This window comes from Streptomyces sp. NBC_00996, from assembly GCF_045162675.1.
In the GTDB taxonomy this organism is placed as follows: domain Bacteria; phylum Actinomycetota; class Actinomycetes; order Streptomycetales; family Streptomycetaceae; genus Streptomyces.
The window spans coordinates 6,483,190-6,502,815 of the sequence record NZ_CP108723.1; the positions used below are offsets into that span (position 1 = coordinate 6,483,190).

At 70.6% G+C, this 19,626-nt stretch carries 20 protein-coding genes and 1 pseudogene; 10 read left to right on the forward strand and 11 right to left on the reverse strand.

All coding sequences use genetic code 11. The features are described from left to right. Positions 1–4: 4 nt before the first annotated feature. Complete coding sequence (locus OG390_RS30560) at positions 5–517, reverse strand: hypothetical protein (protein WP_406172662.1); 513 nt, start codon at positions 515–517, stop codon at positions 5–7. Positions 518–707: 190 nt separating this feature from the next. Here OG390_RS30560 and OG390_RS30565 point away from each other — a divergent pair, with 190 nt between their 5' ends. The 4 genes from OG390_RS30565 (at position 708) to OG390_RS30580 (ending at position 5,092) form a co-directional block, all read left to right on the forward strand. Further along, on the forward strand, positions 708–1,733 hold the full coding sequence (locus OG390_RS30565) for a CHRD domain-containing protein (RefSeq protein WP_406172663.1): 1,026 nt from the start codon (positions 708–710) through the stop codon (positions 1,731–1,733). 238 nt (positions 1,734–1,971) lie between these two features. Next, the gene (locus tag OG390_RS30570; protein WP_406172664.1) at positions 1,972–3,171 is read left to right on the forward strand and encodes a LolA family protein; all 1,200 of its coding nucleotides are present in this window, start codon (positions 1,972–1,974) and stop codon (positions 3,169–3,171) included. A gap of 33 nt (positions 3,172–3,204) precedes the next feature. Beyond that, positions 3,205–4,197, forward strand: a complete 993-nt coding sequence (locus tag OG390_RS30575; RefSeq protein ID WP_406172665.1) for an ABC transporter ATP-binding protein — start codon at positions 3,205–3,207, stop codon at positions 4,195–4,197. Further along, on the forward strand, positions 4,184–5,092 hold the full coding sequence (locus OG390_RS30580; RefSeq protein ID WP_406172666.1) for an ABC transporter permease: 909 nt from the start codon (positions 4,184–4,186) through the stop codon (positions 5,090–5,092). The genes OG390_RS30575 and OG390_RS30580 overlap by 14 nt, the downstream gene beginning before the upstream one ends. Positions 5,093–5,095: 3 nt before the next feature. On the opposite strand, the gene OG390_RS30585 is transcribed toward OG390_RS30580, so the two are convergent. The 3 genes from OG390_RS30585 to OG390_RS30595 form a co-directional block, all read right to left on the reverse strand. Next, positions 5,096–5,689, reverse strand: coding sequence for a flavodoxin family protein (locus tag OG390_RS30585; RefSeq protein ID WP_406172667.1), 594 nt, complete (start codon positions 5,687–5,689; stop codon positions 5,096–5,098). Positions 5,690–5,819: 130 nt separating this feature from the next. Then, on the reverse strand, positions 5,820–6,371 hold the full coding sequence (locus OG390_RS30590) for an NUDIX hydrolase (RefSeq protein ID WP_406172668.1): 552 nt from the start codon (positions 6,369–6,371) through the stop codon (positions 5,820–5,822). Continuing rightward, entirely contained in the window at positions 6,371–7,903 is a 1,533-nt protein-coding gene (locus tag OG390_RS30595; RefSeq protein WP_406172669.1) for an amidase family protein, read from the reverse strand. The genes OG390_RS30590 and OG390_RS30595 overlap by 1 nt, the downstream gene beginning before the upstream one ends. 497 nt (positions 7,904–8,400) lie before the next feature. Between OG390_RS30595 and OG390_RS30600 the strand changes: the two are divergent. After that, positions 8,401–8,571, forward strand: a pseudogene (locus OG390_RS30600) (DUF397 domain-containing protein); the annotation flags it as partial. A gap of 93 nt (positions 8,572–8,664) precedes the next feature. Here the strand turns inward: OG390_RS30600 and OG390_RS30605 are convergent. Continuing rightward, positions 8,665–8,937 (reverse strand): DUF4913 domain-containing protein, encoded by a 273-nt coding sequence (locus OG390_RS30605; RefSeq protein ID WP_406177930.1) that lies wholly within the window; start codon positions 8,935–8,937, stop codon positions 8,665–8,667. A gap of 18 nt (positions 8,938–8,955) precedes the next feature. Continuing rightward, entirely contained in the window at positions 8,956–9,267 is a 312-nt protein-coding gene (locus OG390_RS30610) for a hypothetical protein (protein ID WP_406172670.1), read from the reverse strand. Positions 9,268–9,450: 183 nt separating this feature from the next. Between OG390_RS30610 and OG390_RS30615 the strand changes: the two genes are divergently transcribed. The 4 genes from OG390_RS30615 to OG390_RS30630 are packed head-to-tail and all read left to right on the forward strand — an operon-like array spanning position 9,451 to position 12,998. Further along, the gene (locus tag OG390_RS30615) at positions 9,451–9,798 is read left to right on the forward strand and encodes a M23 family metallopeptidase (RefSeq protein WP_406172671.1); all 348 of its coding nucleotides are present in this window, start codon (positions 9,451–9,453) and stop codon (positions 9,796–9,798) included. Between the two features lie 59 nt (positions 9,799–9,857). Further along, on the forward strand, positions 9,858–10,562 hold the full coding sequence (locus OG390_RS30620; protein WP_406172672.1) for a hypothetical protein: 705 nt from the start codon (positions 9,858–9,860) through the stop codon (positions 10,560–10,562). Between the two features lie 8 nt (positions 10,563–10,570). Further along, positions 10,571–12,364: a hypothetical protein gene (locus OG390_RS30625; protein ID WP_406172673.1), complete on the forward strand. Its 1,794-nt coding sequence runs from the start codon at positions 10,571–10,573 to the stop codon at positions 12,362–12,364. Beyond that, complete coding sequence (locus OG390_RS30630; protein WP_406172674.1) at positions 12,354–12,998, forward strand: hypothetical protein; 645 nt, start codon at positions 12,354–12,356, stop codon at positions 12,996–12,998. Before OG390_RS30625 ends, OG390_RS30630 begins: the two co-directional genes overlap by 11 nt. Before the next feature lie 247 nt (positions 12,999–13,245). Here OG390_RS30630 and OG390_RS30635 read toward each other — a convergent pair whose 3' ends face one another. The 3 genes from OG390_RS30635 to OG390_RS30645 form a co-directional block, all read right to left on the reverse strand. Further along, positions 13,246–13,704 carry a VOC family protein gene (locus OG390_RS30635; protein WP_406172675.1) on the reverse strand — a complete coding sequence of 153 codons (459 nt, stop codon included), beginning with the start codon at positions 13,702–13,704 and terminating at the stop codon, positions 13,246–13,248. A gap of 61 nt (positions 13,705–13,765) precedes the next feature. Then, positions 13,766–14,716, reverse strand: coding sequence for an EamA family transporter RarD (gene rarD, locus OG390_RS30640; RefSeq protein ID WP_406177932.1), 951 nt, complete (start codon positions 14,714–14,716; stop codon positions 13,766–13,768). A 247-nt stretch (positions 14,717–14,963) separates the two neighbouring features. Then, complete coding sequence (locus tag OG390_RS30645) at positions 14,964–15,818, reverse strand: SDR family oxidoreductase (RefSeq protein WP_406172676.1); 855 nt, start codon at positions 15,816–15,818, stop codon at positions 14,964–14,966. A gap of 94 nt (positions 15,819–15,912) precedes the next feature. Between OG390_RS30645 and OG390_RS30650 the strand changes: the two genes are divergently transcribed. Continuing rightward, positions 15,913–16,320 carry a winged helix-turn-helix transcriptional regulator gene (locus OG390_RS30650; protein WP_406172677.1) on the forward strand — a complete coding sequence of 136 codons (408 nt, stop codon included), beginning with the start codon at positions 15,913–15,915 and terminating at the stop codon, positions 16,318–16,320. A gap of 13 nt (positions 16,321–16,333) precedes the next feature. Here the strand turns inward: OG390_RS30650 and OG390_RS30655 are convergent, their stop codons facing one another. After that, positions 16,334–17,413: a 2-oxoacid:ferredoxin oxidoreductase subunit beta gene (locus OG390_RS30655; protein WP_406172678.1), complete on the reverse strand. Its 1,080-nt coding sequence runs from the start codon at positions 17,411–17,413 to the stop codon at positions 16,334–16,336. Continuing rightward, entirely contained in the window at positions 17,406–19,334 is a 1,929-nt protein-coding gene (locus OG390_RS30660; protein ID WP_399077330.1) for a 2-oxoacid:acceptor oxidoreductase subunit alpha, read from the reverse strand. Before OG390_RS30660 ends, OG390_RS30655 begins: the two co-directional genes overlap by 8 nt. Between the last annotated feature and the right edge of the window lie 292 nt (positions 19,335–19,626).

Here is a 19,626-nt window from a genome sequence, read left to right on the forward strand (position 1 = left end):
TGTCTCAGTATCCCGATCCTCCCGTGTTCGTCGCCGGCTCGCCCGACGCCTTCGCTCCCGTGGGTGTCGCCGCGAACCACGTTCCGTCGACTCCCTGGCCGTACGCCTCCTTCGGTTCCTCGTCCTTGCTGTAGCGGTAGAGGGGCCAGCCGGCGAGGGTGAGTTGGGTGGTGCCGTCGGTGCGCTTCACGGTGGAGACGAGGTTCTTGTCGATGCCCTTGGTCGTGATGGCGCCCTGAGCGGTCGCGGCGGGCCAGAGCGTGGCGCACGCGGCGTAGCAGGTGACCTTGGTCGGGTTCGCGGAGTCCGCGTCGAAGCGGTAGAGGACGAAACCCTTGCTGTCGGTCACGACCGTGCCGACGTTCTTGACGTCGGCGGCTGTCAGCGTGGTCCCCGACGCCGTCGAGGTGCCGGCCTTCGTGGCGCCACCGCCGCCGCTCCCTCCGCTCCCGCACCCGGCGAGCGTGAGCGCCACCAGCGCGGTGCCCGTGGCCGCGTAACCAATGATGTGCCGCATGGCGACCCCCTTGGCCGATGCCAATTGCTGCCATTCAGATGTACGGATTTGGGTGAGTTTTCGCTTGCCCCTCGAGTGGTGTGACGGGTGTCACATAGTTGGATTGAGTCCAGGGTCGGATTCAGTCCGTACTCATGCCCAGAGGCTGACGCAGGGGGTGTCAGCTGAAATACGGGGAGAAAACAGAATCATGGGATCGAACGCCACGTTCACCACGCGTCGCAAGAGCCTGATCCTGACCGGCGTCGCGGTGGCCGCCGCGGCCGGTGTCGCCGCCGCCGTCATCCCGGCGGTCGCCGACAGCGGCAGCCACGGCACGAGTAACGGCATGGCCGGCATGAGCCACTCCGCGCACGGCGACCAGACCATCGTCACGCAGAGCGGCGTCATGGGCGGCAGCGGTGGCACCATCCTCGCCACCAGCCTCCGCGGCGCCGATGAGGTGCCCGTCCAGGCCGGCCCCGCCGTCGGCGACAAGGACGGCGCGGCGCTGGAGTTCATCAAGGTCAAGGGCAACAAGGTGTCCGTCGCCGTGACCTGGCGCGGCACCGGCAGGCCGACCCTGCTCCACATCCACCAGGGCGCCAAGGGCACCAACGGCGGCGTCAAGGTCGACTTCAGCAAGTTGCTCGACAAGATCAAGGGGCGCAGCGTCGTCGGTACCGTCAAGGTCGAGGACGCGGCTCTGCTCGCCGCCCTGAAGTCCGACCCCGGTTCCTTCTACGCCAATCTGCACACCGCCGAGTTCCCGGGCGGCGCCGTCCGCGGCCAGCTCCACAAGGTCACCAGCTCCTTCGACTTCCGGCACGCCCTGAACAACTTCCAGGCGTCGGTCGTCAAGGGCAAGCAGATCTACGAGTGCAAGCCCGTCGAGGGGGGCGGGTACGCCTTCGCCCAGCGTGACGTCGCGGCCCTGCTCGGCGGCAACATCGCACACTCGTTCGTGAAGCCCAACTCGGGTACGCCCCAGTGGGTCGCGCCCGACCGCAGTGCGGTCACCGGCGCGCTGATCTCCAAGACCCCGAACGGCGACAAGAACATCCCGGAGCTCGACCTCAAGGCCACCCGGTCCGGCAAGCACCGCGGTCTGTTGGCAGGGACGCAGGAGATCCTGCGCCTCAACACCGTCGGCGGTATCGCCCCGGCCGGGTCCTGCTCGCCGGGGACGATCGTGGGTGTCCCCTACCAGGCGGACTACGTGTTCGTGCAGCGTTGACCGACCGAGCGCATCGAAGGCGGTGCCTCCGTCGACCCTTACGGGTCGGGGGAGGCGCCGCCTCCTCACGTCATACCGCAGGAGTACGTGGAGTTGAGCCCGGGGTCTGACGCTTCTCTCTGGCCGATTTGGTCAGATTGAGTACACCACTCCTCACCGGTTCGGGTGAGAATGGCGGCTCAGGGGTGGAAGAGCGTGAGGACGGTAGGCCGCCGCCGACGACGGAGGTAAGGCACACATGGCACCGTACGAATCCGACGACAGCACGAAGGCCGACGAGGCCGGGGACGTGCGCGCCGGGCGACGCAAAGCCGCGCGGTACGTCGTCCCGGTCGCGGTGGTGGGGGTGGCGGCGGCGACCATCGGGCTCGTCCCGGCGCTCGCCGACTCCGGCGACCCCGACCTGCCGAAGATCACCGCACAGCAGCTCATCGAGAAGATCGCCAAGTCGGACGTCCAGCAGATGTCCGGCACCGTCAAGATCAGCACCGATCTCGGACTGCCCAACCTGGGCGGCCTGGAGAGCAGCTTCGCGTCCGGCGCCGCGCAGGGCGACGGCGGCTCCTCCGCCGACCCGCAGTCCAAGCTGCTCGAACTCGCCTCCGGCACGCACACGCTGCGCGTCGCGGCCGACGGCCAGGACAAGGGCAAGGTCTCTCTGCTGGACAGCGCCGCCGAGTACAGCGTCATCCACAACGGCAACGAGGTATGGGCGTACGACAGCAAGTCGAACGAGGCCTACCACGCGCCCGCGCCCAAGTCCGAGAGCCAAAAGGAGAAGGAGGACGTCCCCTCCACGCCCAAGGACTTCGCCGGCGAGGCCCTGAAGTCGGTCGACGACACCACCTCCGTGACCGTCGACGGCACCGCGCAGGTCGCCGGCCGCGACGCGTACAAGCTGCTCATCAAGCCGAAGCAGTCCGGCTCCACGGTCGGCGCGATCAGCATCGCGGTGGACGCGAAGACCGGGCTGCCGCTGAAGTTCACGCTGACTCCGGCGAGCGGTGGCGCCGCCGTCGTGGACGCGGGCTTCACCAAGGTCGACTTCGCCAGGCCGGCCGCGTCGACGTTCGACTTCACGCCGCCCAAGGGCGCGAAGGTCACCGAGGGCGACGACCTGAGGAGCGAGGAGAAGGCGCAGCCGAAGGGCGGCGAGGGCTTCGCCAAGGGCCTCGACGGCCTGAAGACCCTCGGCAAGGGCTGGAACTCCATCGCCGTGTTCGACACGGGCGGCCAGGGCGTGCCGTCCGGCTCGTCCGGCAACGGCGACGTCGACGGGTTCCTGAACTCCCTCGGCGACCACGTCACCGGCAAGTTCGGCGCGGGCACGGTCTTCTCGACCCGCCTGGTCAACGCGCTGATCACGGACGACGGCAAGGTGTACGCCGGTGCCGTCACCAAGGACGCCCTGGTGAAGGCTGCCAACGCCGCCAGGTAATCACCGTATGCGCACGATGAATTGAGGGAGCCCATGGAGGAACTGTCCGCCGCGGAACCGGACATGGTGGATACGGGAGGCGCAGTGGTCGCGGAGGACACCGTGATCGCCACCCGCGCGCTCACCAAGCGCTACCGCGGCGGACAGCTCGCTGTCGACGGTCTGGACCTGACCGTCCCGGCAGGCAGCGTCTTCGGCTTCCTCGGGCCGAACGGCTCGGGCAAGACCACCACCATCCGCATGCTGATGGGCCTGATCGAGCCGACCTCGGGCACGGCGCGCGTGCTGGGGCGGCCCATGCCCCGGGCCGCGCGGGCCGTGCTCCCGCATGTCGGCGCCCTCATCGAGGGACCCGCGCTGTACGGCTTCCTCTCCGGGCGTGACAACCTCATACGGTACGACTCCGCCGACCCGACCGCCGACCCGCGCACCCGGCGTACGCGCGTCGCGGCCGCCCTCGACCGGGTCGGGCTCACCGCAGCGGCCGCCAAGAAGGCGAAGGCGTACTCGCTCGGTATGAAGCAGCGGCTCGGGCTCGCGGCCGCGCTGCTCCAGCCCCGCCGGCTGCTCGTTCTGGACGAGCCGACCAACGGCCTGGATCCGCAGGGCATGCGGGAAATCCGCTCCCTGGTCAGGGAGTTGGCCTCCGACGGCACGACCGTCTTCCTCTCCTCGCACCTCCTCGACGAGATCGAGCAGGTGTGCACACACGCGGCCGTGATGGCGCAGGGGCGGCTCATCACCCAGGGCGCGGTGGGCGATCTGGCGGCGGGTGCGCGGGGCAGGCTGGTCGTGACCACCCCGGACCCCGGGGACGCGGCGCGTGTACTCAAGGAACAGGGCGTCACGGATCTCGTCGTGACCGAGACGGGCGTGACCGCCGAGCCCCCGGACCGCGAACTCGCCGAGCTGAACTCCGCGTTGGTGGTGGCGGGCGTCCGGGTCCGCGGCTTCGGGGTCGAACGGGCTTCACTGGAGGACGCGTTCGTGGCGCTGACGGGGGAGGGGTTCGATGTCGCGGGTTGAGGCGGCGCCGGGGGCTGAGGCGTTGCCGGTCAAGGACACGGCGGTACGGAAACCGAGCCCCCTGTGGACCTTCGGACTCTTCCGCAGTGAGCTCGTCACCACCTTCCGGCGCTGGCGGACGATCGCGCTGCTCGGCGTGCTGGCGGCCGTGCCGATCCTCATCGGCATCGCAATCAAGATCGAGACGAGCGACGGTTCGGCGGCGGGCGGTGGCGGCGGCGAAGGGCCGGCGTTCATCTCACAGATCACCAACAACGGCCTGTTCCTGGTGTTCACGGCGCTGGCCGCGACGCTCCCCTTCTTCCTGCCGATGGCGATCGGTGTCATCGCGGGCGACGCGGTCGCGGGCGAGGCCAACGCGGGAACGCTCCGCTATCTCCTGGTCGCCCCCGCGGGCCGTACCCGCCTGCTCCTCACCAAGTACGCGACCACGATGACGTTCTGTCTGGTCGCGACCCTGGTCGTGGCGGCGTCCGCGCTCATCGTGGGCGCGCTGCTGTTCCCGCTGGGCGAGCTGACCACGATCTCCGGGACCCGGATCAGCTTCACCGAGGGGCTCGGGCGGGCCCTGCTCATCGCGCTGGTGGTCGCCGCCTCACTGATCGGTGTCGCGGCGCTCGGCCTGTTCATCTCCACCCTGACCAACAGCGGCATCGCGGCGATGGCGACGACGGTCGGCCTCCTCATCACCATCCAGATCCTCGACCAGATCCCCCAGCTCCACGCGCTCCAGCCGTACTTCTTCTCCCACTACTGGCTGTCCTTCGCCGATCTCATGCGCGACCCGGTGTACTGGGACGACCTGGCCCGCAACCTCGGGCTTCAGGCGCTGTACGCCGCCGTGTTCGGGTCGGCGGCGTGGGCGCGGTTCACCGCGAAGGACATCACGGCGTAGGACTCACCGGGCGGCGGTCTCGTGCGGGAATTGGGCGAGCGGCGGGTCCTGTGCGAAGAAGGTCTTCGCGCGCGCCAGTGCCTCCGTGTCGTTCAGTACGTCGCCCCGCGCGCTGCCGTTGCCGAGCAGCACCCCGCCGAAGCGCATCTTCAGGTACGCGGCGGAGTTGTTGAGCGTGCCGATCAGCGGCTCGGCGACCTCCGGTTCCTTGTCCGCGAGGGCGGTGACACCCCAGAGCGTGCGACCGGCCAGGGTCGCCTTGAAGTCGACGCCGGGGGTGCGCAGCCAGCCCGACCAGTAGTCCAGGTAGCGCTTGGTGAGGCTGGAGACCGAGTACCAGTACAGCGGCGAGGCGATCACGATGTCGGTGGCGGCGAGCGTGGCGTCGAGCAGCAGCGCCGGGTTGCTCCCGTCGGGGGAGCGCACGTGGTCACTGTCGCGCCGCAGGTCCACGAAGTCGGGCAGCGGATGCTCGGCGAGGCTCAGCCAGCGCTGCTCGACATCCGCGGGCAGCTGCTCGGCGGCCTTGCGGGCCAGTATCTCGGTGTTGCCGTCGAAACGGCTGCTGCCGAGCACGAACAGGAAACGGCGGTTCATGGGTCCCCCTTGGAGCGCGTGAGCGCGCGTGAGTGCGCGGCGAACGGTGACTACATGCGTGGACAATATATGCGTGCGCATTCAATTGTCCAGGGTGCTGCCACGATCGCGGCGCGGAGCGGTTCGGGCGTCAGGCTTCGAGCAGGGCCGCCCAGGCTCCCAGGTCCAGCAGGAGAGCCATGACGCCGACCAGTGTCGCGCTGCTGACGATCTCCCGGCGGGCGATCATCCCAGGGATGTCGGCCAGCGGGATCCACTCGAGGCGGTCCGACTCGTTGCGTTCGGTCGGCTCGCCGACCCGGGTCGCACGGTCCGCGCGGAAGACGAAGTGCTGGGAGTCGGTGATCCCGCCGGCCGGCTGCGCGTAGATCAACTCCCGCAGCGAGTCCGGGCGCCGGCCGGTCTCCTCCTCCAGCTCGCGCGCCGCCGCGTCCTCGGGGCGCTCCCCCTCCTCGACCAGGCCCATGGGCAGCTCCCATCCCCAGGTGTCCGTGACGAAGCGGTGGCGCCACATCATCAGTACGCGCCGCTGTCCGTCCACCGCCGCGGTGACGGCGACGTCCCGCAGCCTGACGACGTGGTAGTCGCCGCGGGTGCCGTCGGGCCGTTCGACATCGAGGGAACGCAGGCGGACCCAGGGAGTGTCGTGCAGGGTGCGCTCGCCGTGGACGGTCCATCGCATCAGAAGGGGTCCTGTTCTTTCGTCCGGTTGAGCTCGTTCAGCTGCGCGACCCGGAGGAGCAGCGGCTCGGCACCGTGCCGGGCCACGAGCTGGAGGCCGACCGGGCAGCCGTCGGGGCCGAGGCCCGCGGGGATGCTCGTCGCGGGGTGGCCGCTCAGGTTGAACGCCCAGGTCAGGGCGGTGGAGTAACGGTCGCCCGGTCCCTCGTGGCCGTGCGGCGGGTTGGGCGTGGTCGGGGTCAGCAGCAGGGGAGTCTCGGCGAAGAGCCCGGCGAGCAGGTGGTCGTTCGCCTCCCGGAGCGGCTGAGCCACGGCGGCGTCGGCACCCGGCGTCCGCAGCGCCAGCCAGGCGGGGCCGGGGTCGTCCAGGCACACGTCCCGGGACATCAGCCGTACGATGCCCGCCTCGGCGAGCCGTTCCACCGCACCGTGAGCGACGGCGGCGATGTCCGCATCGGTGTCGGCGAAGCCGAGGTCGGGGGACCAGACGGCGGGGATGGGGGACGGGGACTGGATCGGGCGGTGGTGCGGGGGCCGGCTCGGGTGCGGGTGTGAGGTCCGGCTTTGGTCCGACTCCTGGTTCGAGCCCGGATGCCGGTCGAGTGCCGGGGCATGGCTCGGGCGCACATCTGAGCTCGGGGCCGGGGCATGGCTCGGGTGAAGGTCTGAGTGCGGGGTCGGGCCGTGGCTCGGGCGCAGGTCCGGGCTCGGCCCCGGGCGATGGCGCTGGTCCGAGTCCGGGCTCGGGGCGGGGTTCCGGCGCGGGTCCGGGACCGTACCCGTACCCGTACCTGCGCCTGTGCCCGGGCTCGGACAGCGGCTCGCGTGGCCCAAATCCGGACCCTGGTCCGGTGCCTGGTCGAGCCGCTGGTCCGGCCTCCGCGGTGTGCTGCCGGACACGACCCGCCAGTACGCGGCCGCGTCCGACGCGTTGCGCGTGAGAACGCCGGCCGCCGTGAGGCCCGTACGGTCGGTGGACGGCAGTCGGCCGTTCGTGGTCTTGAGGCCGAAGACGCCACACCACGCGGCGGGGATCCGTACGGAACCCGCGCCGTCGCTGCCGGTGGCCATCGGCACCAGTCCCGCGGCGACGGCTGCCGCGGAACCGGCCGAGGAGCCGCCCGGGGTCCGGTCGGCGCGCCGGGGATTGACGGTCCGTCCGTGCGCTCCGAGCCCCCATGTCTGCCAGGCCGTACCCGGGCCGGGCACCGACGTGGCCCCCACGGGCACGCACCCGGCGGCGACCAGCGCGCCCGCCGTACGCAGCCCGCGACGCCCCTTCACGCCGATCGGAACCCCCGCGAGGGGCAGCCATTCGCCCGCGGCGACCCGCGCGTCCACCTCGCCCGCCCGCCGCAGCGCCTCCTCGCCCCACACCTCGGCAAACGCGGAGAGGGCCGGCTCCACCCGCTCGATCCGCGCCAGCGAGGCAGCGACCACGTCCACGGCGCCGACCGTGCGCGCGCGGACGGCGGCGGCGATGTCCTCGGCCGACAGGGACGGATAGCCGTCCGGCGACAGATCCGGTTCCATGGGTGCTCGCAGACTCCTTCGGCGTGACTCGTACGGGGTTGGCTCGTGCGCGGTGACTCGTACGCGGCTCAGCGGGCGGGACACCCGGCCGGGACCCGGTGGCTTCGGCTGCTGGGGGAGCTGCGGGCGGAGCGGTGCCGACGCGCCGGCGGCGGGAGGCCGCCCCGGCAGGCTTCCGGCACCGGAAGTACTGCCACCGACCCCGCGGAGCTTCGCGGCCTGCGCCACGGGATTACCCGGACCCGCGGCCGACTGCGGACCCGCAGACGCGGCCGGAGCCGTCGACGCTGCTGGGTCGGCCGTCGACGCCGCCGAAGTCGCAGGTGCCGTCGGCGCCGCCGGTGTCGTGGATGCCTCCTGGGCCATCTGCTCCTTCGTCAGATACGGGCGTCCTCGTTTCCGTCCGATGCCGACCGGGTAATCCTCCGCGCGTCGGTTCAGGGTAGGGCAGGCGATTCACCTGCGGTGAGGGGTGGGAAATGCAGAGGGAGAGGGCGATGGGCGTGCACGCGGCCGCTCCTGTCTGGCGCAAGAGTTCCTACAGCGGCAATCACGACGCGACCTGCGTGGAGATCGCCTGCATCGCCGTCAAGGTCGGTCTGAGGGACTCCAAGAACCGGCAGGGCCCGGTGCTGCTCTTCTCGCCCGGAGCCTGGGGAGGATTCCTCGCAGGGGTGAAGTCGCAGCCGGAGCGGGCCGACGGCTGGGGACGCGTAAGTCCCTCGCGTCGGGCAGCGCGTCCGACCGCGGCCCCGCCCCGCTCACCACAGGCTCGTGTCGTAGGGATCGGGCTCCGGCGCGGTGTCGTCGAGCGGCGCTTCGGGGACCTCGTACGCCTGGGTGGTCGGGGCCTGCTTCGCGCGGTGGCTGCCCGCCTTGCAGCCCGCGAACGGGCCGGTGGGGGAGCGGAGTTCGGTGAGTACGGGTCCGAGGTGGTCGCGGTGCCAGACGGCGGGCCCGGACGCGCCCGCGGCCGGGTCGGTGTACTCCTGCCAGGCCAGCCACAGCCCGTGCAGCCGGACCACCGTCTCCAGGTGTTCCCACCGGCGCGGTCACCACGGCTGCTGCGAGGTGACCTCACGTCCGTACACCGGAGGCAGCAAGTCGGCGACCCGGACGTCTAGTTGGCGCATGTCCTCGGCGTGCTCCACGCCGTCGAAGTGGCCCGCCAGGCGGGTGCCCTCGATGGTGGCGGCGTCGGCGAGCATGTCCCACCATGAGGCGCGGGGGGTGCCAGCGATGTCCGGAGGGTCGAATGTCCACACCCGGCCGACGTGTTCGCGTTGCGCTCGGGTCACGCTGTAGACGTCCGCCTTGTTCGACGTCAGCAACACGCTGCCGCGGGCCCGCAGGACGCGCGGCACCGCGATGCTCGTGGACTTGCCCGGCCGGGGCCATCAGGTCCAGCTCCACGTCCTCGTAACTCGAGCAGAGCTCCGGGCTGCCCGGTTCGAGGGTGCCGAGCAGGTTCCGGTGTTGTCCGGGGTGATCTTGCCGAGCAGACCCAGCGGATCGAGTCCGGGACGGCGGAGCCTGCGCCAGTTCCCGTGCACCCGATCCTGCACGTCTACAAGCTGCACACCGGCATCGACTTCGGCGCCGCGGCCGGTACGCCGTTCAAAGCGGCCCGGGACGGCACGGTCACCTTCGCCGGCTGGTCCAACGGGTACGGGAACCGTGTGGTGATCTCCCACGGAACCATCAATGGTGACCAGATTTCGACGACCTACAACCATATGTCGGCCATCGACGTCAGTGTCGGACAGAAGGTGAAGGTCGGCCGGCAGGTGGGCGCGGTGGGCTCCACCGGTTACTCGACCGGACCACACGCGCACTTCGAGGTCATGCAGAACGGCAAGTACGTGGATCCGGCACCCTGGCTGGGACGGAAGTGAGGAGGGAGGCGAGGATGAGGACGCGCACGAATACGGGTATGAGGACAGGTACGACGACGATGCCGAGATCGATCGCCGTGGCGGTCGTGTCCGTCACGGGGCTGCTGGCGTTGACGGGCTGTGGTTTGCAGGATCACCGTGACTCGGTGGGCGTGCCCGGCTCGTCGCCCTCCTCGGTCCCGTCGGTGGCGCCCAAGGCGCCACTGCTGTCGGGCAGGCCGCTGGGCGCGGATGCGCGGGTGCCGAGCCCGTCGGGCGTCGACGGGACGGACGCGACAGAGGTATCGGAGGCGTGGGCGGAGGTGGCGTACGGCTATGACACGAAGTACGACTCCGGTCCGCACGATGCCGTGCTGTGCTCGGCCCGCTGGTTCACGGCGAAGAAGGCCGCCGCCGAGCGGTCGTACCGGCCCGCGAGCGGGGCGGGCAACCACTGGAACACCTGGGCCCGCCACAAGGCGTGGACCACGGTGGACGTGACCGCGGACGACGACGGCGACGGCCCCGTCGACACCGCGGTTCTGGCCTACCGTGCCCTGTTCGTCGAGGGCACGGCTCACGGCCGCGACGGCTGGACGGGCACGGGGCCGCGCGCGAACGTCTATCTCAAGGTGACGCGCGCGGGTCGGGGACAGCCGTGGCACGTCGACGAGGTGACCGGGGTGGAGGCCGGGGTTCCTCCGTCCCCCGCTTCTTCGTCCCCCGCTTCTTCGTCCTCCTCTTCTTCGTCCTCGTCTGTCTCTTCCTCGTCCACCCCTTCGTGAGGGAACCGATGTCTCGACTCAGCCGCGAACAGAAGCGGGAACTCAAGCAGCAGCGCGCGGCCGGTGGCGTGCCCGGGGGGCAACCGGCCGCCGGGTTGACACCGATCGAGGTGCGGGTGCCGTCCACGGGTAGTGCCACAGGTGGTGACACCGGCGGGGCCACGGTCGGTGGCATGCCCGTCTTCGCCGCGCCCGGCGAGACCGTCCGGGCAGCCGTCCTGAACTACCTCCACCGCCTCGCGCTCGCCACAGGCCACCCCGTCCTCGCCACCATCCACGACGAACGCATCGGCTACGTCGTACCGCTCCAGGTGTCCGTGGACGGCTCCAGCCGGTACGCCGGGGAGCCGGTGCGGGCGGGGGCCGGGACGTCGGCGGTGCCGGGCGCTTGGGTGGCGGGGAATGCGAAGGAGCCGCAGCCGGGAGGCCAGATCCAGCGGCCGCAGCCGCAGGAGCGGCCGGGGCTGGGCGAGGCTCGCGAGTCCGGGGTCGCGCAGGCACCGCGACAGCAGCCGTGTGAGCCTGAGATTCGGCAGTCGCCGCGGCCACCGGCCGCACCGGTTCCGCCCGCCCCCGTCTTCCTTCCGCCATCCGGTGACCGGGTGCCTGAGGGGCCGACGACCGGAGTGCCGGCAGCACCCGAAACGCCGCCGGTTCCGCGCCGCGACAAGGCGACCTATGTGCTGCGAGCGGTACCGGAACCGACACCCGAGCCCGCGCCTGAGCCTGTGCCTGCTGCGGAACTTGCGCCTGCGCCTTCCGCGGAGCCCGAGCGCGAGGCCGCGCCGGTGCCTGTCGCGGAGCCGGAGCTTGGCACCGCACCTGTGCGGAGCCCAGAGCTCGCGCCCGTACCTGTCCCGGGTCCGGAGCCCGCGCCCGCGCGTGACGCGGAGCCGGAGCATGCGCCCATGCCCGAGCATGCGCCCGCGTTCCCGCACGTACCTGGGCTCAGCACCCCCGCCCCGCGGCCGCCGGCGCCCCCCGTGGCCCCCGAGCCCAGCACCCCCACCCCGTCGACCTTCGTGGTGCGGGCGGTGCCCGAGCCCAAGCCACTGCCCGGGAGCGCGGCGACGCATGTGCTGCGCGCTGTGCCGGAGTCGGCGGCCGGGGTGGTGACGGCTCCGACGGGGGAGTTCGGGCCGGCTCCGGTGGTTGAAGGCGTTCCTGTGCGGAAGGCGGCTCCGGGGATGGAGGCCCTGTCCGTGCTGGAGCCCGAGCCGGAGCCGAAGCCCGCTCCTGTGCGGGGCTTCGACGCTGTCGCCGAGGCGGTGCTGGCGCCGGCCTCGGCCCAGGAGCGCGACGGCGCTGCGGCGTTCCTCGTGGAACCGGTGGCGCGGATCAACGAGGCCGTGAAGATGGGCCGGATCGAGGCGGCCGCGGGGATGGCGGAGCGAGCTGTCGCGGAGGCGGCCCAGTCGCTGGGCGAGGAGCACCCGGAGGTGCTGAAGCTGCGCGAACTGACCGCGTACATCGCCTACTTGGCCGGTGACGCGCTCAGATCGTTCCACCTGTCGCTCGACCTCGCCCGGGTCCGCCGACGCCACCGCGACCCGCGCGCCGCGTACGGCAACGTACAGAGCGCGGCGGCGGCGTGGCGCGCCGTCCGCGACCCCCTGCAGGGACTGCACCTCGGACGCGATCTGATCCGCGTGTGGACCGAGCTCACGGCCGACGGCGGCCCCGCCGCGGACGACATCGAGCAGCTTGAATCGGCCCGCACCCGCATGGGCCGCCTCGCCGAACGTGCCCGCGTCCTGGCCGACAACCCCTACACCCAGGGCCCGCGAGCCCATGGGCAGTGACGACCGAAGGGATCGAAGGACGGGAGCACAGAGGCCGGACCAGCCCGTCGTCGTCGGTGGCGGCGGCGGTGGCGGTCCGGCCGGGCCACGGCGAAGCGGCGGCGACCGCGACCGGGCCGATGCCGCCCGCCGTCGCTCAGCACGTCCGCACGAACGGCACGCACGCGAACCGCGCCCGCGCCCGCGTGTCGAGGTCTACGGCAACGAGCTGACCGGCACGATGAGTTGGCGCACCCTCGCCGCTCCCGGCGGAACCGCCGAGCGCGGCGGCCCGCGTGCCCGTGGCGCCTCCCGGGGCGCCGCGCCCATCCCGACGCACCCGGCCGCCGTACGCGCCGCGGTGAGTGTCCCGGTCGAGACGCTCACCCCGGACCAGTTGCGGCATCACCTGGCCCAGGTCGGCGCCCCGCGCTCCCGTGTCGCGGCCGACGTCGCCCTCGGCGCGGGCGTGCCGACGGCTGTCGCGGCCCGTATGCGCTCGGGGTCCACACCGGTCGCCGCACATGCCCTCACCGTGGAACGCTCCTCCACGGCAAGGGAGTTGGCCCGACGAAAGCCAGGGCAACCTACGCGGACAACTCCCTCACCGCACGCGCCGACGCGTACGCCTGCCGGTCCGGCGCCGCGCCGCTGAACGGGCTGCCGCCGGGAAGGCCGGCGCTCTCGAAGGGGCATGTCCGGAGCCAGGGCCTGTCGTTTGGATCAGGCCGGGCTCGCGGGGCTTGGCACGCACATCTGCGGCGTTGTCGTCACTCGCCGACTCCCCCACGCTCGGCTTCGCTCGCGCGGGGGGACCCCCATCGCGTCGACTCCCTCCTCCGCCTTGCAACTGCACGGGCCAAGCCCCGCTCCCCGATCCGGCCTGATCCAAACGACAGGCCCTAGTGGACGCAGAACTCGTTCCCCTCCGGGTCCGCCATCAACACCCACTCGCCCGCCGGCTCCTTCACCCGCCGGAGCACGCTCGCCCCCAGCCCCTCCAGTCGTTCGACCTCGTCCGCTCGGCGCCCCTCACCGGGGTGCAGATCGAGATGGAGCCGGTTCTTGACTGTCTTCGGCTCCGGTACGCGCTGGAAGAGAAGCCGTCGGCCGAGGCCGGTGCCCCGCTCCTCGTCGTACGGGTCGTCCGGGTGCCGTACGGCGATCAGGTCCCGGAAGGCCGGGCGGCCGTGGAACCCGACGGTGGCCTCGGCCGGCAGGGCGCCGAGGCTCAGCAGCCGTTCCACGAAAGCGCTGTTGTCCTCGACCTCGTAACCGAGCGCGGCGGCCCAGAAGTCGGCCTGGGTATGCGGGTCGGCCGCGTCGATGACGAGCTTCCAGTGCAGGGGAGTGGGCGTCATGGTCACCACTTATAACGTCCCGCCCCGCCCGCTGTATGCCGACGGGGCTTTCTCGCCCCCTCTACGGCTTGGCGTCCACGGGGCCGGGTCCGGCCGCCACGCTGTCCGCGTTCCGCGCGGCGCTGACCGTGCCCGTGGTGATGGTCGTCCTGGGAACCCTGGTCTCGGCCCTGAGCGCGCGGGCCGCACGGCGCGCGGTGCGCAGCGCGTCGAAGGTGAGCAGCGACAGCGCCAGCCAGACCAGCGCGAACCCGGCCCAGCGCTCGGGCGGCATGGCCTCGTGGAAGTAGAAGATGCCGAGCAGGAACTGGAAGACGGGGGCGAGGTACTGGAGGAGCCCGAGGGTGGAGAGGGGGACGCGAATGGCGGCGGCCCCGAAGCAGACGAGGGGGATGGCGGTCACGAGCCCCGTCGCCGCGAGCAGTGCCGCGTGCCCCGCGCCCTGCGTACCGAAGGTCGCGTCCCCCTTCGTCCCCAGCCACAGCAGATAGGCCAGCGCGGGCAGGAACTGGATCGCGGTCTCGGCGGCGAGCGACTCGATACCGCCGAGGTTGACCTTCTTCTTCACCAGCCCGTACGTGGCGAAGGAGAAGGCGAGACACAGGGAGATCCACGGCGGGCGGCCGTATCCGATCGTGAGGACGAGGACCGCGGCGAAGCCGACGCCGACCGCCGCCCACTGCACCGGCCGCAGCCGTTCCTTGAGGAGCAGTACGCCCATCGCGATGGTGACGAGCGGGTTGATGAAGTAGCCGAGCGAGGCCTCGACCACGTGCTCGGAGTTCACGGCCCAGATGTAGACGCCCCAGTTGACGGTGATGACCGCCGCCGCGATCGTGATCAGGCCCAGCTTGCCCGGCTGCCGCAGCAGTTCGCCCGCCCAGGCCCAGCGCCGCATCACCAGCAGCGCGGCACCGACCACGACGAGGGACCACACCATCCGGTGGGCGAGGATCTCGATCGCCCCGGCGGGCTTCAGCAACGGCCAGAAGAGGGGGACGAGCCCCCACATGCCGTACGCCGCGAAGCCGTTCAGCAGACCTATGTGCTGCTCGCCCTTCGCCTTCCCGGCCACCGGCGCCTCCCTCTCGTGTGACGGCCGCTCCCGTGTGGCGGAGCAGCCTGAAAGAAGGTAGCGCCGAGCACCCCCGGCTGTCATGCCCGTATCGCCATACGGTCATGACACGCGGGGGTTCGGACGGCGACGCCCAGCCCGGAACGAGGACTGCGCCCGGGGAACCGCCGGGAGGGTCGGCCGGTCAGCCCTTCAGCGCTGCCTTGATCGACTCGGTGATCGGCGTGGTCGGGCGGCCGGTCAGGCGGGACAGGTCGCCGGTGGTGACGGCCAGCTCGCCCTTCTCGATGGACGTGTCCACGCCCGCCAGGACCGCGACGAGACCCTCGGGCACACCGGCGTCGGCCAGGATGCCGCTGTAGACCTCGACGGGGACGGCGTTGTAGGCGATCTCCTTGCCGGACTGCTCGGCGATCTCGGCGGCGTACTCGGCGAAGCCGAAGGAGGTGTCGCCGCTCAGCTCGTACGTCTTGTTCTCGTGACCCTCGCCGGTCAGCACCGCCACGGCGGCGGCCGCGTAGTCGGCCCGCGCGGCGGAGGCGACCCGGCCTTCGCCGGCGGCCTGGACGACGGCGCCGTGCTCGAGGACGGGAGCGAGGTTCTCGGTGTAGTTCTCGTTGTACCAGCCGTTGCGCAACAGGGCGTACGGCAGACCGGACGCCAGGATCGCCTCCTCCGTGGCCCGGTGGTCGTCGGCCAGGGCGGCGGTCAGGGTGCCGGGGGCGCTGGTGTAGGCGAGGAGCGCGGCGCCGACGGTCTTGGCGGCGTCGAGGACGACCTGGTGCTGGGCGACGCGGCCGAGGTGGAACTCGTTGCCCGAGATGAGCAGTACCTTGTCGCCGGCGGAGATGACGCCGTCGAAGGTCTCGGGGGCGTTGTAGTCGGCGACCGCGATCCGCACGCCGCGCGCCGCGAAACCGGCGGCCTTCTCCCGGTCGCGGACGACAGCGGTGATCTGGTCCGCCGGGACCTTCTCCAGCAGCCCCTCGATGACGAAACGGCCGAGGTTTCCGGTGGCTCCGGTGACGACGATGCTCATATCTGAAACAACTCCTTGTGGGATTGGGTCTGTCACTAACCCTAGGAGGTGCACTAACTCGACGAAAGTACCCACTTTGACGTAAGGTACTGGCATGGCCGTAAGTAGGACAGCGACAGCAGTCGGCAAGTACGACACCGGCGAAGCGATGTGCCCGTACCGCCTGGTCCTGGAGCACGTCACCAGCCGCTGGGGTGTGCTCGTTCTGATCGAGCTCCTGGAGCGCCCCTACCGCTTCAGCGAGCTGCGCCGCGCCATCGGGCGCGTCAGTGAGAAGATGCTCACGCAGACCCTGCAGACCCTGGAGCGCGACGGTCTCGTCCACCGCGACGCCAAACCGGTCATCCCGCCGCGCGTCGACTACTCGCTCACCGACCTGGGCCGCGAGGCCGCCGCGCAGGTGAAGTCGCTCGCGATCTGGACCTCGGACCGGATGGACGACGTCGAGAAGGCCCGCCGCGCATACGACGAGGCCCGGGCGGCGAGCGCCCGGGCCTCGTGAACCACCGGTTCGGCTAGCCGACGACCGTCCAGGTGTCCCCGCCCGCCAGCAGCGCTGCGAGGTCGCCCTTGCCGTTCTGCTCGATGGCGGTGTCGAGTTGGTCGGCCATCTGGGTGTCGTAGACCGGGCGGTCCACGGAGCGGAGCACGCCGATGGGGGTGTGGTGGAGGGTGTGGGGGTCGGCGAGCCTGCTGAGTGCGAAGGCGGTGGTCGGGGACGTGGCGTGGGCGTCGTGGACCAGGATGTGCGCTTCGTTGTCGGCGGTGACGGTGACGACCTTGAGGTCGCCGGTCTGTGGGTCGCGTACGACGCCGCGGGTGCCGTCGGCGCCGAAGCGGATGGGCTGTCCGTGTTCGAGGCGGATGACGGCTTCCTGGGACTGCTGTTTGTCCTTGAGGGCGTCGAAGGCGCCGTCGTTGAAGATGTTGCAGTTCTGGTAGATCTCGACGAGTGCGGTGCCGGGGTGTGCGGCGGCCTGGCGCAGTACGTCGGTGAGGTGTTTGCGGTCGGAGTCGATGGTGCGGGCGACGAAGGAGGCTTCCGCGCCGAGGGCGAGGGAGACCGGGTTGAAGGGTGCGTCGAGGGAGCCCATCGGCGTCGACTTGGTGATTTTGCCGACCTCTGATGTGGGTGAGTACTGGCCTTTGGTGAGGCCGTAGATCCGGTTGTTGAAGAGCAGGATCTTGAGGTTGACGTTGCGGCGCAGGGCGTGGATGAGGTGGTTGCCGCCGATGGAGAGGGCGTCGCCGTCGCCGGTGACGACCCAGACGCTCAGGTCCCGCCTGCTGGAGGCGAGTCCGGTGGCGATGGCGGGGGCACGGCCGTGGATGGAGTGCATGCCGTAGGTGTTCATGTAGTACGGGAAGCGGGACGAGCAGCCGATGCCGGAGACGAAGACGATGTTCTCCTTGGCGAGGCCCAGTTCCGGCATGAAGCCCTGGACCGCCGCGAGGATCGCGTAGTCACCGCAGCCGGGGCACCAGCGCACTTCCTGATCGGACTTGAAGTCCCTCATGGACTGCCTGGCCTCGGCCTTGGGAACGAGAGAAAGCGCCTCGATCGTGCCCGTGCCTTCCGTGGACGTCTCAGCCATCGATGGCCTCCTTGAGAGCCGTGGCGAGCTGCTCAGCCTTGAACGGCATGCCGTTGACCTGGTTGTACGAGTGCGCGTCCACCAGATACCTGGCCCGGATGAGCGTGGCGAGCTGACCGAGGTTCATCTCGGGGATCACCACCTTGTCGTAACGCCTCAACACGGTGCCCAGATTCCGCGGGAAGGGGTTGAGGTGGCGCAGATGGGCCTGTGCGATGTCCTCCCCGGCCGTGCGCAGCCGGCGTACCGCCGCCGTGATGGGTCCGTAGGTGGAACCCCAGCCCAGCACGAGGGTCTTGGCCTGGTGTGGGTCGTCGACCTCGATGTCCGGGACGTCGATGCCGTCGATCTTGGCCTGACGGGTGCGGACCATGAAGTCGTGGTTGGCAGGGGCGTACGAGATGTTGCCCGTGCCGTCCTCCTTCTCGATGCCGCCGATGCGGTGCTCCAGGCCGGGTGTGCCCGGGATGGCCCACGGACGGGCGAGGGTCTGCGGGTCACGCTTGTACGGCCAGAAGACCTCGGTGCCGTCGTCCAGGGTGTGGTTGGGGCCCTGGGCGAACTGCACGCGCAGATCAGGAAGTTCGTCGGTGTCCGGGACGCGCCACGGTTCGCTGCCGTTGGCCAGGTATCCGTCGCTCAGGAGGAACACCGGCGTGCGGTAGGTCAGCGCGATGCGGGCGGCTTCGAGGGCGGCGTCGAAGCAGTCGGCGGGGGTGCGCGGTGCGACGACCGGGACCGGCGCCTCGCCGTTGCGGCCGTACATGGCCTGCAGCAGGTCGGCCTGTTCGGTCTTGGTCGGCAGGCCGGTGGACGGGCCGCCGCGCTGGATGTCGATGACCAGCAGCGGCAGTTCCAGAGACACGGCCAGGCCGATGGTCTCACTCTTGAGGGCCACGCCGGGGCCGGAGGTGGTGGTCACGGCGAGCGAGCCGCCGAACGCGGCGCCCAGCGCCGCGCCGATGCCGGCGATCTCGTCCTCGGCCTGGAAGGTCCGTACACCGAAGTTCTTGTGCTTGCTGAGCTCGTGCAGGATGTCGGAGGCCGGGGTGATCGGGTACGAGCCGAGATACAGCGGCAGGTCCGCCTGGGTCGAGGCCGCGATCAGGCCGTACGACAGGGCCAGGTTCCCGGAGATGTTGCGGTAGGTGCCGGCCGGGAAGGTCTGGGTGGCCGGGGCGACCTCGTAGGAGACGGCGAAGTCCTCCGTCGTCTCGCCGAAATTCCAGCCCGCGCGGAACGCCGCGATGTTGGCCGCGGCGATGTCGGGCTTCTTCGCGAACTTGCTCTGCAGGAACTTCTCGGTGCCCTCGGTGGGCCGGTGGTACATCCAGCTCAGCAGGCCCAGCGCGAACATGTTCTTGGAGCGCTCGGCCTCCTTGCGGGAGAGCGCGAACTCCTTGAGCGCCTCGACGGTCATCGTCGTGAGCGGGACGGGATGGACGTTGAAGCCGTCCAGGGAGCCGTCCTCCAACGGGCTGCTGGCGTAGCCGACCTTCTGCATGGCCCGTTTGGTGAACTCGTCCGTGTTGACGATGATCTCCGCGCCGCGCGGCACATCGCCGATGTTCGCCTTCAGGGCGGCCGGGTTCATGGCGACGAGCACGTTGGGCGCGTCACCGGGAGTGAGGATGTCGTGGTCCGCGAAGTGCAGCTGGAAAGACGAAACGCCCGGCAGGGTGCCTGCGGGCGCTCGGATCTCGGCGGGGAAGTTCGGCAGGGTCGAGAGGTCGTTGCCGAAGGAGGCTGTCTCGGAGGTGAAACGGTCGCCGGTGAGCTGCATCCCGTCACCGGAGTCGCCTGCGAACCGAATGATCACTCGGTCAAGGCGGCGGACGTCTTTGACCCCGGCCGCTTTGCGCTGTTCTCCTACGACGGCTCCGTCTGCCTGCTCCGCTGGGCTACTGACCTGGCTCGTCACTGAACTGGACCTCCCTCGAGGCGGCTGTCTGGGAGCGGCCTTCCCGCAGGCCCTCCCAATTTCAACCCTACGTCGGTAAGGGTCGCCTTCCCGCGGCCATTCGCATGATGGACACCATTTTGAGACGGCCGGACACCCTGACTTGTCATGATTTACCCGCCCCCCGGTCCTTCCTTGAAGACGCTCCCCGCTCATCCATTGGTTCTGGGTTCCTGGCTTTCCTGGATTCTGGGCTTCTCGTGGCAGATGCGGTGGCACATGGAGTCGTACCAGCCACCTGACACAGTGTCAG

What these genes read in the sequence shown, in the direction of transcription:
- OG390_RS30625 (WP_406172673.1), top strand. Translation starts at nt 10,571, where the DNA reads ATGTCTCGACTCAGCCGCGAACAGAAGCGGGAACTCAAGCAGCAGCGC.
- OG390_RS30575 (WP_406172665.1), top strand. Translation starts at nt 3,205, where the DNA reads ATGGAGGAACTGTCCGCCGCGGAACCGGACATGGTGGATACGGGAGGC.
- OG390_RS30630 (WP_406172674.1), top strand. Translation starts at nt 12,354, where the DNA reads ATGGGCAGTGACGACCGAAGGGATCGAAGGACGGGAGCACAGAGGCCG.
- OG390_RS30565 (WP_406172663.1), top strand. Translation starts at nt 708, where the DNA reads ATGGGATCGAACGCCACGTTCACCACGCGTCGCAAGAGCCTGATCCTG.
- OG390_RS30590 (WP_406172668.1), bottom strand. Translation starts at nt 6,371, where the DNA reads ATGCGATGGACCGTCCACGGCGAGCGCACCCTGCACGACACTCCCTGG.
- rarD (WP_406177932.1), bottom strand. Translation starts at nt 14,716, where the DNA reads ATGTGGGGGCTCGTCCCCCTCTTCTGGCCGTTGCTGAAGCCCGCCGGG.
- OG390_RS30650 (WP_406172677.1), top strand. Translation starts at nt 15,913, where the DNA reads ATGGCCGTAAGTAGGACAGCGACAGCAGTCGGCAAGTACGACACCGGC.
- OG390_RS30635 (WP_406172675.1), bottom strand. Translation starts at nt 13,704, where the DNA reads ATGACGCCCACTCCCCTGCACTGGAAGCTCGTCATCGACGCGGCCGAC.
- OG390_RS30580 (WP_406172666.1), top strand. Translation starts at nt 4,184, where the DNA reads ATGTCGCGGGTTGAGGCGGCGCCGGGGGCTGAGGCGTTGCCGGTCAAG.
- OG390_RS30655 (WP_406172678.1), bottom strand. Translation starts at nt 17,413, where the DNA reads ATGGCTGAGACGTCCACGGAAGGCACGGGCACGATCGAGGCGCTTTCT.
- OG390_RS30645 (WP_406172676.1), bottom strand. Translation starts at nt 15,818, where the DNA reads ATGAGCATCGTCGTCACCGGAGCCACCGGAAACCTCGGCCGTTTCGTC.
- OG390_RS30560 (WP_406172662.1), bottom strand. Translation starts at nt 517, where the DNA reads ATGCGGCACATCATTGGTTACGCGGCCACGGGCACCGCGCTGGTGGCG.
- OG390_RS30620 (WP_406172672.1), top strand. Translation starts at nt 9,858, where the DNA reads ATGCCGAGATCGATCGCCGTGGCGGTCGTGTCCGTCACGGGGCTGCTG.
- OG390_RS30595 (WP_406172669.1), bottom strand. Translation starts at nt 7,903, where the DNA reads ATGGAACCGGATCTGTCGCCGGACGGCTATCCGTCCCTGTCGGCCGAG.
- OG390_RS30570 (WP_406172664.1), top strand. Translation starts at nt 1,972, where the DNA reads ATGGCACCGTACGAATCCGACGACAGCACGAAGGCCGACGAGGCCGGG.
- OG390_RS30585 (WP_406172667.1), bottom strand. Translation starts at nt 5,689, where the DNA reads ATGAACCGCCGTTTCCTGTTCGTGCTCGGCAGCAGCCGTTTCGACGGC.